Annotated in this window: 19 protein-coding genes, 3 tRNA genes and 1 pseudogene; 3 read left to right on the top strand and 20 right to left on the bottom strand. The window is 74.6% G+C overall.

Annotated features, from left to right (window positions below; translation table 11 throughout):
• Window positions 1-13: 13 nt before the first annotated feature.
• From IE170_RS03560 to IE170_RS03525, 8 genes and pseudogenes are all read right to left on the bottom strand, one after another.
• The gene (locus IE170_RS03560; RefSeq protein WP_223855545.1) at window positions 14-1,618 is read right to left on the bottom strand and encodes a sensor histidine kinase; all 1,605 of its coding nucleotides are present in this window, start codon (window positions 1,616-1,618) and stop codon (window positions 14-16) included.
• Between the two features lie 47 nt (window positions 1,619-1,665).
• Entirely contained in the window at window positions 1,666-2,436 is a 771-nt protein-coding gene (locus tag IE170_RS03555) for a response regulator transcription factor (protein ID WP_308428356.1), read from the bottom strand.
• 99 nt (window positions 2,437-2,535) lie between these two features.
• The gene (locus tag IE170_RS03550; RefSeq protein ID WP_189807830.1) at window positions 2,536-3,456 is read right to left on the bottom strand and encodes an amidohydrolase family protein; all 921 of its coding nucleotides are present in this window, start codon (window positions 3,454-3,456) and stop codon (window positions 2,536-2,538) included.
• Window positions 3,440-3,778 carry an antibiotic biosynthesis monooxygenase family protein gene (locus IE170_RS03545; RefSeq protein ID WP_189807829.1) on the bottom strand — a complete coding sequence of 113 codons (339 nt, stop codon included), beginning with the start codon at window positions 3,776-3,778 and terminating at the stop codon, window positions 3,440-3,442. The genes IE170_RS03550 and IE170_RS03545 overlap by 17 nt, the downstream gene beginning before the upstream one ends.
• A 110-nt stretch (window positions 3,779-3,888) precedes the next feature.
• A pseudogene (locus IE170_RS03540) lies at window positions 3,889-4,763 on the bottom strand (DUF2797 domain-containing protein).
• Window positions 4,760-5,194 (bottom strand): Lrp/AsnC family transcriptional regulator, encoded by a 435-nt coding sequence (locus IE170_RS03535; RefSeq protein WP_189807828.1) that lies wholly within the window; start codon window positions 5,192-5,194, stop codon window positions 4,760-4,762. Before IE170_RS03535 ends, IE170_RS03540 begins: the two are co-directional and overlap by 4 nt.
• 103 nt (window positions 5,195-5,297) lie before the next feature.
• A tRNA-Arg gene (locus IE170_RS03530) sits at window positions 5,298-5,370 on the bottom strand.
• Window positions 5,371-5,633: 263 nt separating this feature from the next.
• A tRNA-Ser gene (locus IE170_RS03525) sits at window positions 5,634-5,724 on the bottom strand.
• A 201-nt stretch (window positions 5,725-5,925) separates the two neighbouring features.
• On the opposite strand from IE170_RS03525, the gene IE170_RS03520 reads away from it, so the two are divergent.
• From IE170_RS03520 to IE170_RS03510, 3 genes are all read left to right on the top strand, one after another.
• Window positions 5,926-6,351: an SSI family serine proteinase inhibitor gene (locus IE170_RS03520; RefSeq protein WP_189807827.1), complete on the top strand. Its 426-nt coding sequence runs from the start codon at window positions 5,926-5,928 to the stop codon at window positions 6,349-6,351.
• Window positions 6,352-6,470: 119 nt separating this feature from the next.
• Window positions 6,471-9,917, top strand: coding sequence for a PAS domain-containing protein (locus IE170_RS03515; protein ID WP_189807826.1), 3,447 nt, complete (start codon window positions 6,471-6,473; stop codon window positions 9,915-9,917).
• Between the two features lie 13 nt (window positions 9,918-9,930).
• Window positions 9,931-10,506, top strand: a complete 576-nt coding sequence (locus tag IE170_RS03510) for an antibiotic biosynthesis monooxygenase (protein ID WP_189807825.1) — start codon at window positions 9,931-9,933, stop codon at window positions 10,504-10,506.
• Between the two features lie 18 nt (window positions 10,507-10,524).
• Here the strand turns inward: IE170_RS03510 and IE170_RS03505 are convergent, their stop codons facing one another.
• The 12 genes from IE170_RS03505 to IE170_RS03450 form a co-directional block, all read right to left on the bottom strand.
• The gene (locus IE170_RS03505) at window positions 10,525-12,174 is read right to left on the bottom strand and encodes a long-chain fatty acid--CoA ligase (protein WP_189807824.1); all 1,650 of its coding nucleotides are present in this window, start codon (window positions 12,172-12,174) and stop codon (window positions 10,525-10,527) included.
• A gap of 287 nt (window positions 12,175-12,461) precedes the next feature.
• Window positions 12,462-12,995, bottom strand: a complete 534-nt coding sequence (locus IE170_RS03500; RefSeq protein WP_189807823.1) for a SigE family RNA polymerase sigma factor — start codon at window positions 12,993-12,995, stop codon at window positions 12,462-12,464.
• A gap of 125 nt (window positions 12,996-13,120) precedes the next feature.
• Window positions 13,121-14,287 (bottom strand): lipid-transfer protein, encoded by a 1,167-nt coding sequence (locus IE170_RS03495; RefSeq protein ID WP_189807822.1) that lies wholly within the window; start codon window positions 14,285-14,287, stop codon window positions 13,121-13,123.
• A complete protein-coding gene (locus tag IE170_RS03490; protein ID WP_189807821.1) occupies window positions 14,284-14,703 on the bottom strand; it encodes a MaoC family dehydratase in 420 nt (139 codons plus the stop codon). The genes IE170_RS03495 and IE170_RS03490 overlap by 4 nt, the downstream gene beginning before the upstream one ends.
• Window positions 14,700-15,809, bottom strand: a complete 1,110-nt coding sequence (locus IE170_RS03485) for an acyl-CoA dehydrogenase family protein (protein WP_189807820.1) — start codon at window positions 15,807-15,809, stop codon at window positions 14,700-14,702. Before IE170_RS03485 ends, IE170_RS03490 begins: the two co-directional genes overlap by 4 nt.
• Window positions 15,809-16,756 (bottom strand): bifunctional MaoC family dehydratase N-terminal/OB-fold nucleic acid binding domain-containing protein, encoded by a 948-nt coding sequence (locus tag IE170_RS03480; RefSeq protein WP_189807819.1) that lies wholly within the window; start codon window positions 16,754-16,756, stop codon window positions 15,809-15,811. The genes IE170_RS03485 and IE170_RS03480 overlap by 1 nt, the downstream gene beginning before the upstream one ends.
• On the bottom strand, window positions 16,753-17,910 hold the full coding sequence (locus IE170_RS03475; RefSeq protein ID WP_189807818.1) for an acyl-CoA dehydrogenase family protein: 1,158 nt from the start codon (window positions 17,908-17,910) through the stop codon (window positions 16,753-16,755). The genes IE170_RS03480 and IE170_RS03475 overlap by 4 nt, the downstream gene beginning before the upstream one ends.
• A 164-nt stretch (window positions 17,911-18,074) precedes the next feature.
• Window positions 18,075-18,518 (bottom strand): DUF6344 domain-containing protein, encoded by a 444-nt coding sequence (locus tag IE170_RS03470; RefSeq protein ID WP_223855500.1) that lies wholly within the window; start codon window positions 18,516-18,518, stop codon window positions 18,075-18,077.
• Window positions 18,519-18,708: 190 nt separating this feature from the next.
• Window positions 18,709-18,793: transfer RNA gene (locus IE170_RS03465), tRNA-Ser, on the bottom strand.
• 39 nt (window positions 18,794-18,832) lie between these two features.
• The gene (locus tag IE170_RS03460) at window positions 18,833-19,801 is read right to left on the bottom strand and encodes a trypsin-like serine peptidase (RefSeq protein WP_189807817.1); all 969 of its coding nucleotides are present in this window, start codon (window positions 19,799-19,801) and stop codon (window positions 18,833-18,835) included.
• Window positions 19,802-19,972: 171 nt separating this feature from the next.
• A complete protein-coding gene (locus tag IE170_RS03455) occupies window positions 19,973-21,031 on the bottom strand; it encodes a YeiH family protein (protein WP_189807816.1) in 1,059 nt (352 codons plus the stop codon).
• Window positions 21,031-21,585, bottom strand: coding sequence for a cysteine dioxygenase family protein (locus IE170_RS03450; protein WP_189807815.1), 555 nt, complete (start codon window positions 21,583-21,585; stop codon window positions 21,031-21,033). The genes IE170_RS03455 and IE170_RS03450 overlap by 1 nt, the downstream gene beginning before the upstream one ends.
• Window positions 21,586-21,597 lie beyond the last annotated feature (12 nt).

The raw sequence follows: 21,597 nt of genomic DNA, 5'->3' as shown, positions 1-21,597 counted from the left end.
GCCGGGCGGGCTGTCACCGCTGTGTGGTGAGCCTGTGGCCCGTCTGTGAGTGCGGTGCCGGGACGGCCGGGGCTTCGGCGGGCGCGGCCGTCGGCGTCCCCGGGGCGGGATCGGGGGCGAGGGGCAGGACGACTTCGAAGCAGGTCCGGCCGGGCCGGCTCCCGACGCTGACGCTGCCGCCGTGTGCGGCGACGACGGCCGCGACGATGGCGAGCCCGAGGCCGGTGGAGCCCGCGGTGCGCGAGCGGGAGGCGTCGCCGCGCGCGAACCGCTCGAAGACGCGGGGCAGCAGCTCGGCGGGGATGCCGGGGCCGTCGTCCTCGATCCGGAGCCGGACGACGGGCTCCAGGCGCCCGGCTCCGGTGGATGTTTCACGTGAAACCGCCGGTGTTTCACGTGAAACACGGGCGGTGACGGTGGTTCCGGGCGGGGTGTGTGTGCGGGCGTTGGCCAGGAGGTTGACCAGGACCTGCTGGATCCGGGCGGGGTCGGCCCGGACGGGGGCCGGCTCGTCGGGGAGGTCGAGGCGCCAGTGGTGCCCGGGGCCGGCCGCGCGGGCGTCGCCGACCGCGTCGATGACGAGGGGGGCCAGGTCGGCGTCGGCCAGGGTGAGCGGGCGGCCCGCGTCGAGCCGGGCCAGCAGGAGGAGGTCCTCGACGAGCCCGGTCATCCGGGTGGCTTCGGACTCGATGCGGCCCAGCGCGTGCCGGGTGTCGGGGCCGGGCACCTCCCGCCCCCGCCGGGTGAGCTCGGCGTAGCCGCGGATGGAGGCGAGTGGCGTGCGCAGCTCGTGGCTGGCGTCGGCGACGAACTGCCGGACCCGCATCTCGCTCTGCTGGCGGGCGGTGAGGGCGGAGGAGACGTGCCCCAGCATCCGGTTGAGGGCTGCGCCGACCTGGCCGACCTCGGTGCGGGGATCGGCCTCGGCGTCGGGGACCCGCTCGTGCAGGGCGGGCTCGCCGCTGTGCAGGGGCAGTTCCGAGACGCGGGTGGCGGTTGCGGCCACCCTCCGCAGCGGGCGGAGGGCGACGCCGACCATGGCCTGGCCGGCGAGGGAGGCCGCGATCAGCCCGGCCAGGGTGACGCACACCTCGACCGCGACCAGGGTGCCGACGGTGGAGTCGACCTCGGCGAGCGGGTAGCCGAGGGCGATGCTCCCGTCAGGGGCGGCGAGGACCCGGTAGCCGCCGAGCCCCGGCAGGTCCAGGTCGGCGGGTGCGGTCCGCCCGGCCCCGGCCGCCTTGCGGGCGACGCGGGCGAGGGCGTCGGTCTGCGCCTGGGTGAGGGTGCGCCGGTGGTCGGCGCCCGGCCCGCCGGAGGCGGAGAGGTGGGCGCCGCGGACGGTGCCGTCGGCGTCGGTGCGGATCCCGACGGCGCCCAGCGGGGTGCCGGGCGCGACCACGAACCAGAGGGCGTCACGGCCGGGCTTGCCCGCACCGGGCCCCTTGGGGCCGGCCATGTCGACGCTGATCCGCAGCTGCTGGTCCACCTTGGCGACGAGGTACGAGCGCAGGGCGAGGGTGGTGACGGTGCCGATGGCGGCGCCGACGACGGCGATCAGCGACACCGCGGAGACGACGAGCCGGGCCCGCAGCGACCAGGTGCGTCTGCGCCGCAGGAGGCGGCGGGCCGGACCGCGGCCCGGCCGCGGGCGGGCCCGCCCCGTCACAGGTCGGCCGGCTTGATCAGGTATCCGGCCCCGCGCCGGGTGTGGATCATCGGCGGCAGGCCGGGGCCGCTCTCCAGCTTCCGCCGCAGGTAGGAGATGTACAGCTCGACCACGTTGGCCTGGCCGCCGAAGTCGTACGACCACACCCGGTCCAGGATCTGCGCCTTGCTCAGCACGCGCCGCGGATTGCGCATCAGGTAGCGCAGCAGCTCGAACTCGGTGGCGGTCAGGTGGATCTCCCGGCCGGCTCGCGACACCTCGTGGCTGTCCTCGTCCAGCAGCAGGTCGCCCACGCACAGCACGGAGCCGCCGCGGGCGGCCTGCGCGGCCCCCGAGCGGCGGACCAGGCCGCGCAGCCGGGCGACGACCTCCTCCAGGCTGAACGGCTTGGTGACGTAGTCGTCGCCGCCGGCGGTCAGGCCCGCGATCCGGTCCTCGACGGAGTCCTTGGCGGTCAGGAACAGCACCGGGACCTGAGGGATCTCCCGCCGCAGGTGCCCCAGGACGGTCAGACCGTCCATGTCGGGGAGCATGACGTCGAGGACGACGACGTCCGGCCGGAACTCCCGGGCGGCGCGCACCGCACCCGCCCCGTCGCCGGCGCTGCGGACCTCGCAGCCCTCGTAGCGCATCGCCATGGAGAGCAGTTCGGACAGGGGCGCCTCGTCGTCGACGACGAGGACCCGGCATGGCCCTCCGTCGGGCCGCACCAGGGCGGCGGCGTGACCGGTGGACGCGGACGCAGGAGAGGTGGTCGTCGCAGTCATGCGACCACCGTCCCTGCCGCCTCTGAGAGCGTTCTTGCCCTTGTCTGTGAATTCCCTGAGAAACGCCCGCCGGCCTCCTGTCGCCGTTCCTCCGCGGCGTCAGCCCGCGCCCGGGCGGTCCGGCCGGGCCGGCGGGCCCGCACGGTCGAGGGCGAAGAGGCGGGCCCCGTTGTCGTGGCAGACGGCGCGCAGCCAGGCGTCGCCGAGGCCGAGCCTCTCCAGGGAGTCGAGCTGGTGCTCGTAGGGGTAGGGGATGTTCGGGAAGTCGGTGCCGAGGAGGATCCGGTCGCCGAGGTCCGCGAGCCGTCCGAGACCGCTCGGCGGGAAGGTGCCGAACTGCGCCGAGAAGTCGGTGAAGGCCATGGTGGTGTCCAGGTGCACCCGCGGGTACCGCTCGGCGAGGTCGAGGAAGTCGCCGTACTCGGGCATGCCCATGTGCGCGACGACCAGCGCCAGCCGGGGGTGGCGGGCCAACAGGGCGGCGACGGGGCCGGGACCGGTGTGCTTGCCCGGCACGGGCCCCGACCCGCAGTGCACGACGACCGGGACGCCCGCCTCGGCGAGCAGGCCCCACACCGGTTCGAGCAGCGCGTCGTTCGGGTCGTAGCCGCCCACCTGCAGGTGCGCCTTGAAGACGCGGGCCCCGGACTCGACCGCCTGCCGGACGTAGTCCGCGGCCCCCTGCTCCGGGAAGAACGTGGCCGTGTGCAGGCAGTCGGGGGTGCGGGCGGCGAAGGAGGCCGACCAGGAGTTGAGCCAGGCGGCCATCTGCGGCTTGTGCGGATAGAGCATGGAGGTGAAGGCGCGGACGCCGAACTCCCGCAGCAGCTCGACCCGGCGGGCCTCCTCGTGCCGGTAGGTGATGGGCCACGCGACACCGGTGAGCGGGCCCGCCGCGTCGAAGTAGTCCCACACCTTGGCGAGGACCCGTTCGGGCATGAAATGCGTGTGCACGTCGACCAGTCCGGGCAGGCCGAGCCGCTCCCGGAAGGCGCGCACCGCGTCAGGCGTCGCGGTCAAATCCGTGGCTCCGCTCGACGGTCCCGACGTGCAGGGTGTAGCTCTCGTACCAGTCCCGGCGGCCCTGCTCCATGGCCGCCCGGTGCTCCTCCTCGCGGCGCCACCGGGCGAGCGCCTCGTGGTCGCGGAAGTAGGAGACGGTGATGCCGAGGCCGCCCGGGGTGCGGGCCGACTCGTATCCGAGGAAGCCGGGGACCTCCCGGACCAGTTCCGCCATGCGGGCGAGGGTCTCGGGGTAGCCGCTGTCGTCGGGGGTGCGGACGGAGGTGAACACGGCCATGACGTAGGGCGGTTCGAATGCGGGTACGGGTGTGGCGGTCATGCCCCCACCCTCTGCGGCGGTCCGCCCCGTGTCCACGGAAAAAGGGGCCTGCGGGCGGAAGGGATCCAAGATTTGACCTTTGCGGTGTGCCCTTCGTCCTCCGGCTCCCGTCAGAAGAGCCCGTCCTGGCGGGCGCCGCCGCCGGACGGCACGGCGGCCACCGGCACGTCGGTGGTGCGGCCGGCGGCGGCGACGAGTTCCCACCCGGCGAGCAGGCGGGTGTCCAGGACGAGCCCGTCGGAGAAGTGCAGGTCGGGCCCGGCCGCGGCGGCCAGCCGGCCGGCGACGGCCCCTCCGGACGCCATCGCGGTGACCGTGCGGGCAGGATCGTCCAGCCCGTCCAGCCCGAACACCGCGGCATGGTCGACGACTCGCAGGGCAGCCGCTCCAGCGACTGCGGCCATCCCTCCAGCGCAGCCGCCTCCGCGTGCAGCGCGGCGACCGCACCGGCCCGGTCGGCGGCCGCGGGCAGCCTGCTGCGGACGGCGCGCTTGCGGGCGTACGGGATCCGGTCGGGCACGCCGAGGGCGGCCCGCAGCAGCTCCTCGGTGCGCCGGCCTGCCATCAGCGGGCCGCGGCCGAGCCAGGCCCACGACACGGCCCCCTGCTCCAGGAGCCGGGCCGCCCCCCGCTCCTCGGCCGTGATCCCGACCTTGGCCAGCCCGGGCCCGAACCAGGCCAGGTAGACCCGGTAGGGGCGGGGATCGCCGGCGTTGGTGTCCGCGGCCACGGAGAACGACCGGTCCAGGCGGGCGCATTCGGGGCACTGGGCGTTCCCGGCCGCGGCGGGCACGGCGGCGCCCGCCGGGCACGGCGTCCGCTTCCCGGCCCGCCGGACGCCGAGGCAGCGCCGCTCCCCGCGGGCGGCGAAGGCGAGCCCGGCGCCGTACACGAGCGGGCTGGTGCGCTCGCCGCGGCCGTCCGCGGTCCAACCGACGGCCGGCCGGCCTCCGCTCCAGCGAATTCCGGTGCACCGCCAGGTCACAGCGGGACCGGCCGCTCGAAGAAGGTCTCCAGCACGACGGTGGCCTGCGTTCCGCTGACCCCGTCGATGGCGTACAGACGGCGCAGGACGTCCTGGAGCTGCTCGGTCGTGGCCGTGCGCACCTTCACCAGGACGGAGGCACTGCCCGCGATGACGTGCGCCTCCTGGATCTCGGCGATCGCCGCGAACGCGGCGGCGGAGTCCCCCATCCATGCGTTGGCGTCGACCATCACGTAGGCCAGCACCCCGCTGCCGACGGCGGCGGGGTCCACCTCGACGGTGGTCCGCCGGATGACGCCGCGCTCGCGCAGCTTGCGGACCCGCTCGTGGGCGGCGCCGGCGGAGAGCCCGACTGCTGCGCCGAGCGCCGCGTACGACCGGCCGGCGTCCTCCTGCAGGTTCCGGACGAGCGCCCGGTCGATGTCGTCCACCTGGTGTCCCTCCCGCGGCCCCGCACGCCCGACCGTCTGCGTACGCGTCGCTACATGATCAACGCAAGAGGCCCCCCGGTGAACCGGGGGGCCTCTTCGGCTGTGCACTCGGCAGGATTCGAACCTGCAACCTTCTGATCCGTAGTCAGATGCTCTATCCGTTAAGCTACGAGTGCTTGGGCTTCTCGGGGTTTTTCGCCCCGTTGGCCTTGCGAGAACAACAATACATGGACCTTGCCGGGACGCGAAATCCGTTAAGCAAACCGGCTCTGACCTGCGAAAACGTCCCGGAGGGCGATCATCCGGACTGAGGGGCGGCCCGGTCGTACCGGGCCGGCCCCCGGTTTCGGGAGCCTCGGGGACCTGCCCGTGCAGCCGTCGGCCGCGACCGGAAAAGCAGCGAAGCCCCGGTCCGTGGGGACCGGGGCTTCGGTGGCTGCGGAGGCGGAGGGATTTGAACCCTCGATGGGGGGTAAGCCCCAAACCGCATTAGCAGTGCGGCGCCATAGACCGGACTAGGCGACGCCTCCAGCACACCCCCGCGAGGAGGGTGCGTGCAGATGATGACACAGGCGCGGGGCCGGTCACCAATCCGCTCCCACGGTACTAGGACAGCCGGTCACAGGGCAAAGCCTTAATCACTCCCGGCACACGGCCGCCGCGGCCGTCACGCGCTCCGCCGGGCCGTCGTTGGTACCGGTGCACGACGTACGGACGACCTGGAGTGCCCCATGCTGCGACTCGCCGCCTTCGCCGTCACCTCCGTCCTGGCCGCCACGGCCGCCGGCCCGCTGCCCCCACTGCCCCTGAGCAGGCTGCTGAGCAGCCCCGACCGCCTCACCATCGCCGTGTCCGCCACCGGCAACCCGCGGGCGGAGGGGGAGTACGCCCTGGAATGCCGCCCCACCGGCGGGAACCACCCCGAGCGCGACCGGGCGTGCGCCCGCCTCGACCGCATCGCACAGGACGGCTCGGATCCGTTCGCCGCCGAGCCCAGGCGGCAGATGTGCACCCTGCAGGACGGCGGGCCGGCCACCGCGCGCATCACCGGAACGTGGCGCGGACAAAAGGTGAATGCCACGTTCCGGCGAACGAACGGATGCGAGATCGCCCGCTGGAACAACTTGGAACCTGTGCTTCCGGCGGGGCGCTCCTGACCTGGGACGATGCCGCGGGCCGGGGTGGCCGCCCCGACATCGGCCACCCCGCGGCGGGGAGGTGCCCTTAGACTCCTCCCGTGACATGCCGGTAGTCCTGGTCAGGGAGGAAGCTCGTCGTGAGCAGCAGGCCATCCCGGGGCGCTGCTCGCCTCGCAGCAATACTCGACGCGCTTCCGGATGCGCTGCTGCTGGTCAACGCCAACGGCACCGTCGTCAACGCGAATTCGATCGCCCTCGAGGTCATGGAGAGCCCCGGCACGGGCCTGGTCGGCCGGGGCGTGCTCGACCTCTTCCCCGACTTCGACTCCAAGCTGATCCCCGGCTCGATGCGCCGGCCCGGCGACGACGACGGCGGCCGCGCCAAGCCCAAGCGGATGGTCGCGCGCCGCACCGACGGCAGCGAGTTCCCCGTCGAAGTCACCCACGCCCACCTCGACGGCCGCGACGCCTACCGCGAGCCGCAGCCCTCGTACACCGGCGACGAGCTGCTGATGCTCGTCGTCCGGGACCTGTCCGAGACCGTGGACACCGAGGCCGAGCTCGCGCGCTCGCAGCGGCAGACCGAGATGATCCTGCGCGCAGCCGCCGAGGGCGTCGTCGGCACCGACACCGAAGGCCGGGTCGTCCTGGTCAACCCGGCGGCCGCCCAGATCCTCGGCTACCGGGCCACCGACCTCGGCAACCGGGAGCTGCACGCCCTGATCCAGCACTCCCGGGCCGACGGCTCCCCGTTCCCCTTCGAGGAGTCGCCGCTCGCCGACACGCTGCGCAGCGGCCGCAAGCACCGCGTCCGCGGGCAGGTGCTGTGGAACAAGGCCGGGCAGCCGGTCTCCGTCGACCTGACCACCTCCCCCGTGCGCGACGGCGACATGCTCGTCGGCGCGGTCATGACCTTCACCGACCGTCGGCCCTTCGACGCCCTGGCCGCGCGCCACGCCCAGCTCGTCGCCGTCCTCGGCGAGTCCCTGCGCGGGCCGTTGGAGGAGCTGCGCGGCGAGCTGGCCACACTGGCCGCCGACGACGGGGGCCAGCTGTGGCCCGAGGCCAACCAGCTGCTGCACCACCTGGCCGCCGGGTACTCCCGGATGACCGCACTCGTGGACAACGTGCTCGGCTTCCAGCGCCTCGACGCGGGCAGCGAGAAGCTGAAGAAGAAGAACGTCCTCATGAACGGGGTGGTCGCGGCCGGAGTCGACGCGGCCGTCGAGCTGATCGGCCCGGGCCGGGTCCAGTTCGCCGTCCACGCGCCGACCATCGAGGCCGAGGTGGACGCCGACCGCGTCGCGACAGCGCTCGCCCACCTCGTGGCGGACGTCGCCGGGGTGGACGCCACCGGGAAGACCCCCCAGGGCAGCGGCTACGGCGACGCCACGATCGTCGTCGCCGCGGCGCAGCGGGGCGAGGTCGTCCGCATCGAGGTGCGCGGGCCGTACGACGGCGGCAGCCCGGTCCACGAGCCGATCGTGCGCGGCATCGTGACCGCGCACGGGGGCGTCCTCCAGACCGTCGAGGTCCCCGGGGCGCCGGGCGGCGCGTACGTACTGGAACTGCCGATCGGGTCGGGTGCCGGGATGGTGACCCTGCCCGAGCCGGAACCGGAGCCGGAGACCGACCCCGAACCGGAGCCCGAGCCGCAGGCCGGCCGGGGGACCGGGCGCCGCGGCCGCCGCGGGGTCGACGCCTTTCTGGAGGACCGGGACGAGCCCGCCGCGGGCGGGGCGCTCGCGCTGCCGTCCGGGCGCCGCCGGGGCGGCGAGGCCCCGGCCGCGGAGGCGGCACCGGCCGGTCCCGCTGCTCTCGCGCAGTCCCCGGTGAACCCGGCCGGACTGGGCACCGGCCGCCGCCGGGGCCGCGACGGCGACAACGGCCCCGAGGGCGGCGACGCCCGGCCCGTACCGCCGCAGGGCGGAGCCGTGCCCGCTCTGCCGCCCGTGCCCGCCGTGCCGCCCGTTCCGGTGACCGAGCACCCGGCAGGGCGCCGCCGCGCCCTGGGTCCCGCGGCCGTCGCACGGCCCGGCGGCCCCGTCCCCGCGACGGGGCTCGGCCCGGCCGTTCCGAGCGGGCCCGGCGCCGCAGCCCCGGCCCGGCCCGTCGCGCCGGAGGGCGGGTTCGCGCTGCCGCCCGGCCCGACGCCGCCGCCGACCCCGCCCGGTGCCCCCGGCTTCCCGCCGCCGCCCGCGGTGCCGGCCGCCGCCGGCTCGAACGGCGATGCCGCCCCGGCAGCGAAGCCCGCCGCCGGGCCGTCCGCCGCCGGGACCGTGCCCGGCTCCGTCCCCGCCGGTGTGCCCGGGCCCGTACCGGCGTCCGCCGAGGGAGACGCTCCGGCCGGGCGGCGTGCCCGCCGGGCCCTCGGCACGCCCGGGGTCCCCGCCGGCACCCCCGCCGAGCAGGCCGCCGCCGGTGCGGAGGCGGCCGTACCGCCGACCGGGCGGCGGCGCCTCGCCGAGCCCCCCGCCCCGTCCGCGTGGCCGGTCCCCGGTGCCCGGACCGCGCCCGACGGCGACGACGCCTCCGGCCGGCCTGCCGTGCCCGGGGCGCGGCAGGCCCAGGACGCCTCCGCCGAGCCGGGCCGGCCCATCAGCGTGCGCGCCCTCGGCACCATCGGCCAGGGCATCGCCGTGGACCCCGCCGCCGCGGCCGGCACAGCCTCCGACGCAACCGGTGCGGGCGGCTCCGGCCGCCGGCGGCGGCTCGCCGAGCCCGCCCCGCAGGGCCGCGCCTTCGCGATAGGGGCGCCCGAGGCGGGCGCCGCGGAGGGCCCCGAACCGCTGGACGGGCCCGGCGGCGCCGTGGAGGTCGTCAGCCGGCCCGTACCGCCGCCGCCCGTCGACGACGAGCTGCCGCCCGAGCCGCTGGACAACCCGCGCCGGCTGCTGGTCTGGCCCGCGCCCGACCCGCAGACGCAGCAGGCGCTCAATGACCGCGGCTACCGCCCCGTCGTCGTCCACTCCCGCGAGGAAGTCGACGCGCAGATAGCGGCGTTCCCGGCCGCCCTGTTCGTGGACCCGCTGACCGGGCCGATCACCCGGACCGCCCTCCAGTCGCTGCGCTCCGCCGCGGTGGCCGCCGAGGTGCCCGTCCTCGTCACGGCCGGGCTCGGCCACGCCTCGCGCGACGCCGCGTACGGGGCGGACCCGGCCGTGCTGTTGAAGGCGCTCGCGCCGCGCGACAGCGAGCAGCACCCCTCCCGGGTGCTGCTGATCGAGGAGCGCGACGAGATCGCGGCCGCCCTGACGGCCGCGCTGGAGCGGCGCGGGCTGCAGGTGGCACGTGCGGGCGCCGACACGGACGCCGCGGAGACCGCCGCCCGCATCCGGCCCAACCTGGTGGTCATGGACATCATGCAGGTCCGCCGCCGGCGGGCCGGCATCGTGGACTGGCTCCGCGCGAACGGCCTGCTCAGCCGGACCCCGATGGTCGTCTACACGGCCGCCGGCATCGAACCGGAGGCGCTGCCGCGGCTGGCGTCCGGGGAGAGCGTCCTCTTCCTCGCCGAGCGGGCCACCTCGGAGGACGTGCAGGGCCGCATCGTGGACCTGCTCGCCAAGATCGGCTCGAACTAGCCATCCTGGGCCGATGGCCCTCACCGACACGTCCGAGCGCACCGTCCCCGCCGACAACGGGGAGGTGAGCCTCCTCATAGCCCGCCAGGTCGAGCCGGGCTACGAGGAGGCCTTCGAGGCGTGGGCGCGCGCCATTCTGGAGACCGCCGCCGCCTTCCCGGGACACCTGGGCTACGGGCTGTTCCGCCCGTCGCGGGACGGTGCGCCCTGGTTCCTCGTGCACCGCTTCCGCGACCAGGAGGCGTTCCGGCGCTGGCAGGACTCGCCGGAGCGGGCCGCGTTCTTCGCGAACTGCGAGGGGCACCGCCACACCGAGACGGCCCGGCGCGAACTGCACGGCATGGAGACCTGGTTCGCCGAGCCGGGCACGACCCGGCCCGCGCCGCCGCGGTGGAAGATGGCGGTCAGCTCGGGGCTCGCCATCTTCCCCATCTCGCTCGCCGGCAACATGCTGCTCGGGCCGTACCTGGTGGACCTGCACCTGGTGCTGCGGACGGCCGCCTTCGCGGCCGTCTTCAGCACCCTCATGACCTACGTGGCCATGCCCGCCGTCAGCCGCCTGCTCCGCCCGTGGCTGACGCGGGCCTGACCCCGCCCCGGCGGCGGCTCAGCCGAGGGTGGTGACGTCGAGCTCGCCGTCCGCGTACTGCCTGCGGATCACCTTCTTGTCGAACTTGCCGACGCTGGTCTTCGGGACGGCCGGAACGGACGCCCAGCGCTCGGGCAGCTGCCACTTCGCGACGGACCCGGCGAGGAACTCCCGCAGCGCTGCGTAGTCGGCGGTGGCACCCTCCTTGAGGACCACGGTGGCCAGCGGCCGCTCGCCCCACTTGTCGTCGGGGACGGCGACGACCGCCGCCTCGGCGACCTCCGGGTGTGCCATGAGCGCGTTCTCCAGCTCCACGCTGGAGATCCATTCGCCGCCGGACTTGATGACGTCCTTGGCCCGGTCGGTCAGGGTGAGGAAGCCGTCCGCGCTGATCACGCCGACGTCGCCGGTCTTCAGCCAGCCGTCGGCGCTGAACTTGTCCCCGGGCCGGATCGGTTCACCGGACACGCCGCCGTAGTACGCGCCCGCGATCCAGGGACCGCGCACCTCCAGCTCGCCCGCGGACGTCCCGTCCCACGGCAGGACGTCCCCGCCCGGGCCGACCAGGCGGCCCTCGACGCCCGCCGGGAAGCGGCCCTGCGTGATGCGGTACGGCCACTCCTCCTCGGCGCTCAGCCCGGACGGCGGGTGCGCCATGGTCCCCAGCGGGGACGTCTCGGTCATGCCCCAGGCGTGGCAGAGGCGCACCCCCAGCTTGTCGTAGGCCTCCATCAGGGACGGCGGGCAGGCGGCGCCGCCGATCGTGACCTGGCGCATCGAGGACAGGTCCCGCGGGTTCGCCGCGACCTCCGCGAGGAGGCCCTGCCAGATGGTGGGGACGGCCGCGGCGTGCGTGGGCCGCTCCCGCTCGATCATCTCGGCGAGCGGGGCGGGCTGGAGGAAGCGGTCGGGCATCAGCATGTTGATGCCGGTCATGAAGGTCGCGTGCGGCAGCCCCCATGCGTTGACGTGGAACTGGGGGACGACGACGAGGCTCGTGTCCTTGTCCGTCAGGCCCATCGACTCGGTCATGTTCACCTGCATGGAGTGCAGGTAGACCGAGCGGTGCGAGTAGACGACGCCCTTCGGATCCCCGGTGGTGCCGGAGGTGTAGCACATGGCGGCGGCCTGGCGCTCGTCCAGCTCGGGCCAGGCGAAGTCGGCGGAGCGGCCTTCGAGGAGCTCCTCGTACTCGTGGACGCGGACGTCGAGCCCGTCGAGCGCGGAGCGGTCGCCGATGCCGGAGACGACGACGTGCTCGACGGTCGGCAGGTGCGGCAGCAGCGGGGCGAGCAGCGGCAGCAGGGTCCCGTTCACCAGCACGACCCGGTCGGCGGCGTGGTTGACGATGAAGACCAGCTGCTCGGCGGGAAGCCGCAGGTTGAGCGTGTGCAGGACCGCACCCATGGACGGGATCGCGAAATACGCCTCGACGTGCTCGGAGTTGTTCCACATCAGTGTCGCCACACGATCGTCCTGTCGGACGCCGAGCTCGTCCCGCAGGGCGTGGGCGAGGCGGCCGGCGCGGGCGCCGATCTCGGCGAAGCTGCGGCGGTGCGGCTCCGCCTCCCCGGTCCAGGTCGTCACCTGGGACTTCCCGTGGATGGTCATCCCGTGGCGGAGTATCCGGCTGATGAGAAGCGGTACGTCCTGCATCGTGCTCAGCAAAGCGTCCTCCCGTGGGCGCTGCGGCGCTGCGGCGGCTTCGAGTGCTGCCGATTCTGCGCACGTACCGCGCGGCATGTCACTACCCGGAAGGGGCGAACACGTCGGGCCGACCCCGCCGGCGGCGCGGCATGGACGGGCGCACAGGCGGGAGGGCCGCGAACGGTGCACCGGCACAGGGCGGCAGGCAGGGAGGCCGGCCTGGGCGACCGCGGATGTTTCACGTGAAACTCTCGGGCGGGAGGTCTGTTTCACGTGAAACACGACGGCCCTGCGGGAGGGCGGTCGGGTCAGCGGACCGGGACGAGCTCCGGGTCCTCGCGGAGCTTGACCAGGGCACGGGAGACGGCGCTCTTGACCGTGCCGACCGACACGCCCATCACGTCCGCGGTCTGCGCCTCGGTCAGATCCTCGTAGTAGCGCAGCACCACCATGGCTCGCTGCCGGTCCGGCAGCCGGGTCACAGCACGCCACATCGCGTCCCGCAGCGCCTGCGCCTCGGCCGGGTCGGTGGCCGGCGCCGCCTCGGCCTCGGGGAGCTCGTCGCACACGAACTCGTCGACCTTGCGCTTGCGCCACTGCGAGGTGCGGGTGTTCACCAGGGCCCGGCGGACGTAGCCGTCCAGGGCACGGTGGTCCTCGATGCGGTCCCAGGCGGTGTACGTCTTGGCGAGGGCCGTCTGGAGGAGGTCCTCGGCGTCGCACGGGTTCGGCGTGAGGGAGCGCGCGGTACGCAGCAGGGCCGTGCCCCGGCTCCGGACGTACGCCGAGAACGACGGGTACGGCGTCGGGTTCGAGGCGAGCGGGCACACAGGCGTGGTCATGTCTCCACGCTAGGAGCGGGTACCGCCGCAGGGATCGGCCGCAGGTGCCGAAGCGGGATCCGCCTCAAGTTGTAGGGGTGGGGACGGCCCGACCTCCTGAAGGTGGACGGCCGCCTGGGACCGGCTCACGCGTCGGTACCGAGGATCAGGCCGGAGGTCGGGACCCCGGTCCCGGCGGTGACCAGCACGCGGGCCGCTCCGGGGACCTGGTTGACGGAGCTGCCGCGCAGCTGGCGGACCGCTTCGGCGATGCCGTTCATGCCGTGCAGGTACGCCTCCCCCAGCTGGCCGCCGTGCGTGTTCAGCGGCAGCGCGCCGGCGGCCACGAAGTCGGCGGCCTCACCGGGCTTGCAGAAGCCGAACTCCTCCAGCTGCATGAGCACGAACGGCGTGAAGTGGTCGTAGAGGACGGCCACGTCGATGTCCGCGGGGCGCAGCCCGCTCGTGCGCCACAGCTGGCGGGCGACGACGTCCATCTCGGGGAGGCCGGTGAGGTCGTCGCGGTAGAACGAGGTCATGCCCTCCTGGCGGCGGCCCGCGCCCTGGGCGGCCGCGGTGATCACGGCGGGGCGGTGGCGCAGGTCCCGGGCCCGTTCGGCGGTGGTGACGACGACCGCCTGGCCGCCGTCCGTCTCCTGGCAGCAGTCCAGCAGCCGTAGCGGCTCAACGATCCAGCGGGAGGCCGCGTGGTCGGCGAGGGTGATCGGCCTGCCGTGGAACCAGGCGGCCGGATTGTTCGCGGCGTGCCGGCGCGCGGTGACCGCGACATGTCCGAAGGCCTCGGGGGTGAGGCGGTGGACGTGCAGGTAGCGGCGGGCCGCCATGGCCACCCAGGAGGCCGGCGTGAGCAGCCCCCACGGCAGGGACCAGCCGAGCGCGGCGCCCTCGGCCGACGGCTCGCGCTGCTGGACGCCCGAGCCGAAGCGGCGGCCGGAGCGCTCGTTGAAGGCGCGGTAGCAGACGACCGTCTCGGCGACGCCGGCCGCGACGGCGAGCGCCGCCTGCTGGACCGTGGCGCACGCGGCCCCGCCGCCGTAGTGGATGCGCGAGAAGAAGGAGAGCTCGCCGATGCCGGCGGCCTGGGCCACCGTGATCTCCGGGTTGCCGTCCATGGTGAAGGTGACCAGGCCGTCGACGTCGGCGGGGGTGAGGCCGGCGTCGTCGAGGGCGGCGTGCACGGCCTCGACGGCGAGCCGGAGCTCGCTGCGGCCGGAGTCCTTGGAGAACTCGGTCGCGCCGATGCCGGCGATGGCGGCGCGGCCGCCGAGCAGGTCGGGGGTGCGCAGGCTCATGCCGCTCCTCCGGAGGCGCCGCCGGCCGGCGGCGGGGCGGGCAGGGCCACCGTGACCGTGCCGGTGACGTGGTGGCCGATGCCGTTCGCACCGACGACGCGGATCTCCAGCGTGTCCCCGTCCGCGGCGGTGACGGTCCCGGTCAGGGTCATGGTGTCGCCGGGGTGGTTGGGGGCGCCGAGGCGGATCGCGACCTTGCGGAGCACCGCCCCGGGGCCGAGCCGGTCGGTGACGTACCGGCCGACGAGTCCGTTGGTGGTGAGGATGTTCATGAAGATGTCGGGGGAGCCCTTCTCGCGTGCGAGGTGGGCGTCGTGGTGGACGTCCTGGTAGTCGCGGGAGGCGATGGCCCCGGCGACGATCAGGGTGCGGGTGATCGGAATCTCCAGCGGGTCCAGTGTGTCGCCGATGTTCACGTGTGCTCCCCTTCGGCGGCACCGGTCCGGGACGTACGGGCGCCGCCGGGGGCGTCCGCGCGGTCGGGGCCGTCCTCGGGGCGGGCGAGGTGGGCGCCCAGCTCGGCGAGGAGTTCGCTGCCGCAGCCGAGGTAGGCGTCCAGCTGCCGCCCCCACAGGAAGTGCCGGTGGACGGGGTGCTCCAGGTCGGCGCCGGCCCCGCCGTGCAGGTGCTGCCCGGCGTGGACGACCCGTTTGCCGGCCTCCGAGGCCCACCAGGCCGCCGTCAGCGCGTGCCCGGCCGCCGGGAGGCCCTCGTCGATCCGCCAGGCCGCCTCGTACGCGGTGACCCGGATCGCCTCCGTGTCCATGTGGGCGTCCGCCGCCCGCAGCATCACGCCCTGCTTCGCGGCCAGCGGCCGCCCGAACTGCTCCCGGCCGGAGGTGTGTGCCACGGCGCGGGCCAGGGAGCCCGCGCAGACCCCGGCCTGGAGGCCGGCGAATGCGGTACGGGCGGTGGCGAGGACCGAGGCGTACGCGTCCGGGCGGCCGCCGCCGAGCCGCTCCGCCCCGGCACCGGACAGGGTGAGCCGGCCCGCCGACCAGGGGGCCGTCGTCTCCACCGGCTCGACCGCCACGCCGGGCGCGTCCGTCCGTACGAGCCACAGGGCCCGGTCGGCGTCCGGGACGAGGACGTGGGTGGCGTCGCGCAGCCACGGCACCCAGGAGACGGTTCCCGTCAGCCGGCCGCCGGGGGCGGCTGTGACCCGGGCGCGGTCCGGGAAGGCCCCGGTGGCCACCGCTTCGCCCGTGCCGAGGGCGGGCAGCAGGCGCCTCCGCTGCTCGGGGGTGCCGTGGGCGGCGACGGGGAGGATCCCGTAGGCGCAGGTGGCGGCGTACGGGACCTGTGCGGTGGTGCGGCCCTGCTCCTCCAGGACGAGGACGAGACCGAGCAGGCCCGTGTCCTCGACGGCGGCGACCAGTCCGCAGTCGCAGAGCGCCTTCCACAGCTCGGCGTCGCTGCCGGAGCCTGCGGCGGCGAGGCGCTCGGGCGTGGACAGGTCTCGGAAGACGCGGGCGGCGAGTGCGGCCGCGGCGGCCTGCTCCTCGCCGGGGCGGAAGTCCATCAGGCCTCGCTCCCTCCTCGGAAGACCGGCAGCTCCAGGTCCTCGTCGACCCGGAGGAACTCCAGGCGGACGGGCATGCCGATGCGGACCCGGTCGTGGGGGACGCCGGTGATGTTGGTGGTCATCCGTACGCCTTCGGCGAGTTCGACGAGGGCGACCGCGTAGGGCGGGTCGAACGCCGGGAAGGGCGGGTGGTGCATGACGACGTAGCTGAAGACGGTGGCCTCGCCGCAGGCCTGCACGGTGTCCCACTCCAGGCTCGCGCAGGCGTTGCAGCCGGGCAGCCAGGGAAAGCGCAGGGCGGTGCAGGAGGTGCAGCGCTGGATCAGGAGCCGGTGCTCGCGGACGCCGTCCCAGAAGCCCTGGTTGTCGCGGTTGACGACCGGCCGGGGGCGGCGGGGGCGGGCCGGAGCCCGGGCGGGGGCGGTCGGCGCGGGTGCGGCGGCCGGGGCGTACTTGAGGATCCGGAAGCGGTGGGTTCCGGCGGGTTCGCCGTCGGCGAGCACGTCCATGCGGGTGGTCACGAAGTGGCCGGTGCCCAGGCGGGTGGTCTTGCGGGGGGACACGGACTCGATGACCGCGTCGAAGGTGACGGTGTCGCCGGGCCGCAGCGGGCGCAGGTACTCCTGTTCGCAGTCGGTGGCGACGACGGAGGTGCAGCCGGCGGCGTCGAGGAGGGCGAGGAGTTCGTCGTAGGCGTCCGAGCGGCCGCCGTGGCCGGAGAGGCCGCCCATCGTCCAGGCCTGGAGCATGGTGGGCGGGGCGACGGCGTCCGGCCCCGTGTAGGCCGGGTTGGTGTCGCCCATTGCCTCGCACCAGTGGCGGATCATCGCCGCGTTGACGGGGTCCTTCCCCCGGCCCCCGGTGACGGCGGGCAGGCCTTCGAAGACCCTGAGGCGCGCGAGGAAGGAGGCTGCCTCCGACCCGCCGCCGTCTCCCGCGGTCACCGCTTCCCGCTCCGCATGCCGAGCCGCATCACGGCGGTGATCTCGCGCTGCACCTCGCTGACGCCGCCGCCGAAGGTGTTGATCTGGGCGGCCCTGTTCAGCCGCTCCAGCTCGCCGCCGGCGAAGGCACCGGGCTCGCCGCCGCGAAGGAGGGCCTCTTCGCCGACGGCCTCCTGGCACATCCGGTACACCTCGACGGCCGTCTCGGTGCCGAAGAACTTGACGCCGGCGGCATCGCCCGGGGCGAGGGTGCCGGCTCCGACGTCCTGGACGAGCCGCCAGTTGAGCAGCCGGAGCGCGGCCAGCCGCGCGTGGGCCTCCGCGAGCCTGGACCGCACCCACGGCCGGTCGGCCGGCCGCTCCCCGGTGGCCGGGTCGGGGGTGCGGGCGTACCTCAGTGCGGCCCCGTGGAACTCCTCGGCCTGCATGCCGAGGGCGGCCAGGGCGACGCGCTCGTGGTTGAGCTGGTTGGTGATCAGCTGCCAGCCGCCGTTCTCGGGGCCGACGAGGTTCCCGGCGGGCACCCGCACGGAGTCGTAGTACGTGCACGTCGTCGTGAGGCCGCCGACCGTCTCGACGGGCGTCCAGGAGAAGCCGGCGGCGGAGGTGGGGACCAGGATGATCGATATGCCCTCGTGCCGGGGCGCGTCGGGGTCGGTGCGGCAGGCCAGCCAGATCCAGTCGGCGTGCTGGGCGTTCGAGGTGAAGGCCTTCTGCCCGTGGACCACCCAGCCGTCCCCGTCGCGGACGGCACGGGTCTGCAGGGCGGCGAGGTCGGTGCCGGCGCCGGGCTCGGTGTAGCCGATCGCGAAGACGGCCTCGCCGGCGAGGATTCGGGGCAGGAACCGGTCCTTCTGCGCCCGGGTGCCGTACTTCATCAGGGTCGGCCCGACGGTGTTCAGGGTGACCATGGAGACGGGTGCCCCCGCCCGGTGGGCCTCGTCGAAGAACACGAACTGCTCGTCCGCTCCGCGGCCGCGGCCGCCGTACTCGACGGGCCAGCCGATGCCGAGGAGGCCGTCGGAGCCCATCCGCCTCAGGAGGGCGCGCCGGGCCTGCGGATCGGCGGGAGGGCCGTCCGGCAGGAGGTCCTGGAAGTAGGCGCGCAGCTCGGCGCGGAGCCTCAACTGCGCTGCTGTCGGGGCGAGGTGCACGCGGTCCTCCGGGCATCACGACGTCCACACCAATCTGACTGTCCGTCAGATCTACTGTGGCTGTCAAGGCTCGGGACGCCGCGGCCACACCGCACAAAGGGCCGCTCCGTCCGGAAACCCCACCGTCTCCCGGCTCCGCGGCCCCGCCATGCAGCGCACGCGCCCTACGCGGCCCGCGCGAACCCCTCCTGCTGCGCCCGCACGGCCGACGGCCACCGCACGACCGGCACCGCGCCGGACACGCTGCCGACGGCGGCAGCACCGGCGGCCTCACCCTCATCCGCGGAGAGCATCCCGACCCGGGCACCAGCCGCGGCACCGGCGGCGGACCGGCGGACGGAGGGGGACTTGCCGTGCGCCTCGGCCCGGATCCGCTGCTTGATCGTCGGCGGAAGCGCCGCACCCCGCACCCCCGCCGGCCACGCGCGCCGCACCGCCGGCGCAGCCCCCGGGGCCGTGGCCGCCGGCGTGGCCCACACCCGCGCCTCACCGACGCGGACCCCGGCCGCGGCGGCCTTGCCGCGACGGAACCCGAGAGCGGCGAACACCGCGAGGAGCAGGGCGGTGAACACGGTCCACACGGAGCGGGCGGCAATGCGCTGAGCCATGACGGGGAGCCTCGTTTCGCGATGTTCCGACGGACGGATCTGCATACATTCGACATGATGTGTCCGCAACCGCACGCCCACCCCGCCCCGCGCCGATCGTCCGACAAACACCACCCGAACGCACCAGAGCACGAAAAGGGGCGCCCCGTGCTCGGGGCGCCCCTTCAAAGCCATCGCTGTGGCTGTGGTGCGGTGGGTGTGGGATTTGAACCCACGGTGGCTTGCGCCACGACGGTTTTCAAGACCGTTCCCTTAGGCCGCTCGGGCAACCCACCTGGCCGGTACAGAGTACCGGGAGGTGGGAGGCGCCGGGGTCAGGAATTCTGGGCCTTGTCGTAGACGGCCTTGGCCTCGTTGCCGAAGTAGGGGCCGAACATGCGGTTCGGCAGGAAGACGTAGCCGAAGCTGTTCACCGAGACCTGGGTGCCCAGGCCCGTGGCCTCGTCGAAGTCCTGGAACCAGGGGCCGCCGCTGGAGCCGCCCGTCATGTTGCAGCCCAGGCTGTGGTCCTTGGTCAGCAGGAAGTCCTTGCCGCTGTTGCCGCTGCAGTAGACCAGCTTCGAGCCGTCGTACGGCGACGCCGCCGGGAACCCGAAGGCGTACATCCGCTTGTTGTAGGCGCCGTTGAACAGCAGGCCCTGCGCGCCGACGACCTGGCTGAGCTTCTGGCCGTTCAGCGGGGCGACGACGGCCAGGCCGACGTCCATGTTCATGTCCTCGCTCGCCGCCCACTTGTCCGTCGCGAAGGTCTGGGTGGCCGTCCACTGCCCGTAGGGCGCGCTCCCGTTGTCGTAACCCGGGACGAAGATCCAGTTCGTGTGCCAGGAGCCCTGGTACTTCACGCAGTGGCCGGCGGTCATGACCGTGCTGCCGTTGGCGCTGGTCACGGAGTCGCCCGAGCAGGAGGCCGTCCGGTCGCCGAACGTGAAGAACACCCGGCCGGAGGTCTTCACCACCGCCCCGCCGCCCGTCCAGGGACCGCCGGCCTGCGGGAAGGCGGTCGGCGAGACCGCGGCGGGCGCCGCCGAGGCGGGCGTCGGCGCGATCAGCGTGGGCCGGTCCGAGGGCGCGGCCGGTGTGCGCCGCACCGTCCCGGGCACCGCCACCACGTCCAGCGGAACGGCGCTGCGCATCCGTTCGGCGGTCCAGAAGCCCTCGGTGTGCTGCTGGCGGAACGAGGCGGGGCCGTCGGCGGCGGCCGCGGGGGCGGCTCCCGTCAGGGCGCCCGCGATCAGGGCGCCTGCGGCCAGGAGGACGGATGCTGCCGTGCGATGACGATTCACGCAGACTCCTTCTGCCGTGCCCGGTCCGGTGAGGTCCGGGCAGGGTGGGGGTGAAGAGCTGTCGGTGCGGATCGGCCGCAGGGTCGCACGCGCGGCACGAGAAGTCAGGAGCCGGTCGAAACGTCGGTCGGATCCGGCCGGCATTTGGCCGACTCCCGCCCGTCCCGCAGGTCACACGGTCAGCAGCACTCCTGCGTACGAGACGCCGGCGACCACCGCCCACGCGGCCAGCCCGAGCAGGGCGGCCCGGCCGCCGGTCCGCGCCATGGACGGCAGGTCGACCGCGCTCCCGAGCCCGAACAAGGCCGCGGCGAGCAGCAGTTCCTGCGCCGTGTGCGCCCACTCCAGGGCCGCTGCGGGGAGGACGCCGGTGGCCCGCAGCGCGGCCGCCGCAAGGAAGCCGGCCACGAACAGCGGCACCGGGGCGGGCCGGCGCCCCGACGCCGTACGAACACCGCGGCGCCGGGCCCGCAGCGAGAAGGCGATGGCGGCCACCAGCGGGGCCAGGAGCGCCACGCGCATCAGCTTGACGAGGACGGCTTCGCCCAGGGCGTCCGGCCCCGCGGTCTGGGCGGTGGCCACGACCTGGCCGACGTCGTGGACGCTCGCGCCGACCCACCGCCCGAAAGCCTCGTCGGCCAGCCCCAGGGGGTCCTGGAGGACGGGGAGCACCGCGATGGCCAGCGTTCCGCACAGCGTCACCAGCGCGACGGAGGCGGCGACGTCCTCCTCGTCGCTGCCCGACACCTGGCTCACCGCGCCGATCGCCGAGGCTCCGCAGATCGAGTACCCGGTGGCGATCAGCAGCGGCTGGTCGCCCGGCAGGCCGAGCCTGCGGCCCAGCCAGACCGTGCCGAGGAAGGTGGCTGCGACCACGCCCGCCACCATGGCCACTGTGGCCCAGCCGAGCCGGAGCACCTGGTCCAGGCCGAGTCCGAGGCCCAGCAGCACGATGCCGATCCGCATCAGCCGCCGACCGGCCAGCGAGAGCCCGGGCCGTGCGACTCCGCGCACGGTGTGCCGCAGGACGGGCAGGTGCGCCGCGGCGATGCCGAGGACCACCGCGGCCGTCAGCATCGGGACGCCCGGCAGCAGCCGGTGCACGCACCACGCCGCCCCGACGCCGACCGCGGCCGTGGCCAACCCCGGCCAAGACGAGGGTGTTTCACGTGAAACAAGCCGGCCGCCGGACCCGTCCGCCGCCCGGACCGGGCGGTTGAGCAGGGCCATCAGTCGACGGGGAGCGTGTAGACGCGGCGGACGCTGCTGCCGAGCCGGACGACATCGGCGCCGTATACGTGGATCGAGATCGCCTTCGTGCCGCAGGAGTTGCGGACCTTGTGGATGTCTCCGGGCGGGGCGAACCCGCAGACGTCGCCGACACCGTTGACGACCGTTTCGGTGGCCGCGAGGCGCGCGGCGGACGTCTCCGTGGCGGGCACGAGCCGGTAGCGGAGCTCGCCTTCCTGGCCCTGGTGGACCCCTGCCACGCACCAGGAGACGTGGTCGTGGATGGTCGTCTCCTGACCGGGCAGCCACACCAGCGCCACCACCGAGAAGCTGCCGTCCGGCTCGGCGTGCAGCACGTGCTGGCGGTAGCGGTCCGGGCTGCCCTCGCACTGCTCGGGGGTCAGCAGATCGGGTGCCCCCAGGTGCGGGGCCACGCGCTCGCACACCTGGTGGGCGGTCTGCTCCGGGGTGAGGCCCCGGTCGACGACGGTGCGTATCTCACGGACGAGGGCGGCCATCCTCGTGGTCGTGCGGGCCGGCGCGGTGGTGGTCATACAGGCAGCGTC

The organism is Streptomyces toxytricini (genome assembly GCF_014649915.1).
GTDB classification, from domain to species: Bacteria; Actinomycetota; Actinomycetes; order Streptomycetales; family Streptomycetaceae; genus Streptomyces; species Streptomyces toxytricini.
Note: the sequence above shows the minus strand (reverse complement) of the source record. Positions and strands in the feature narration are given on the sequence as shown.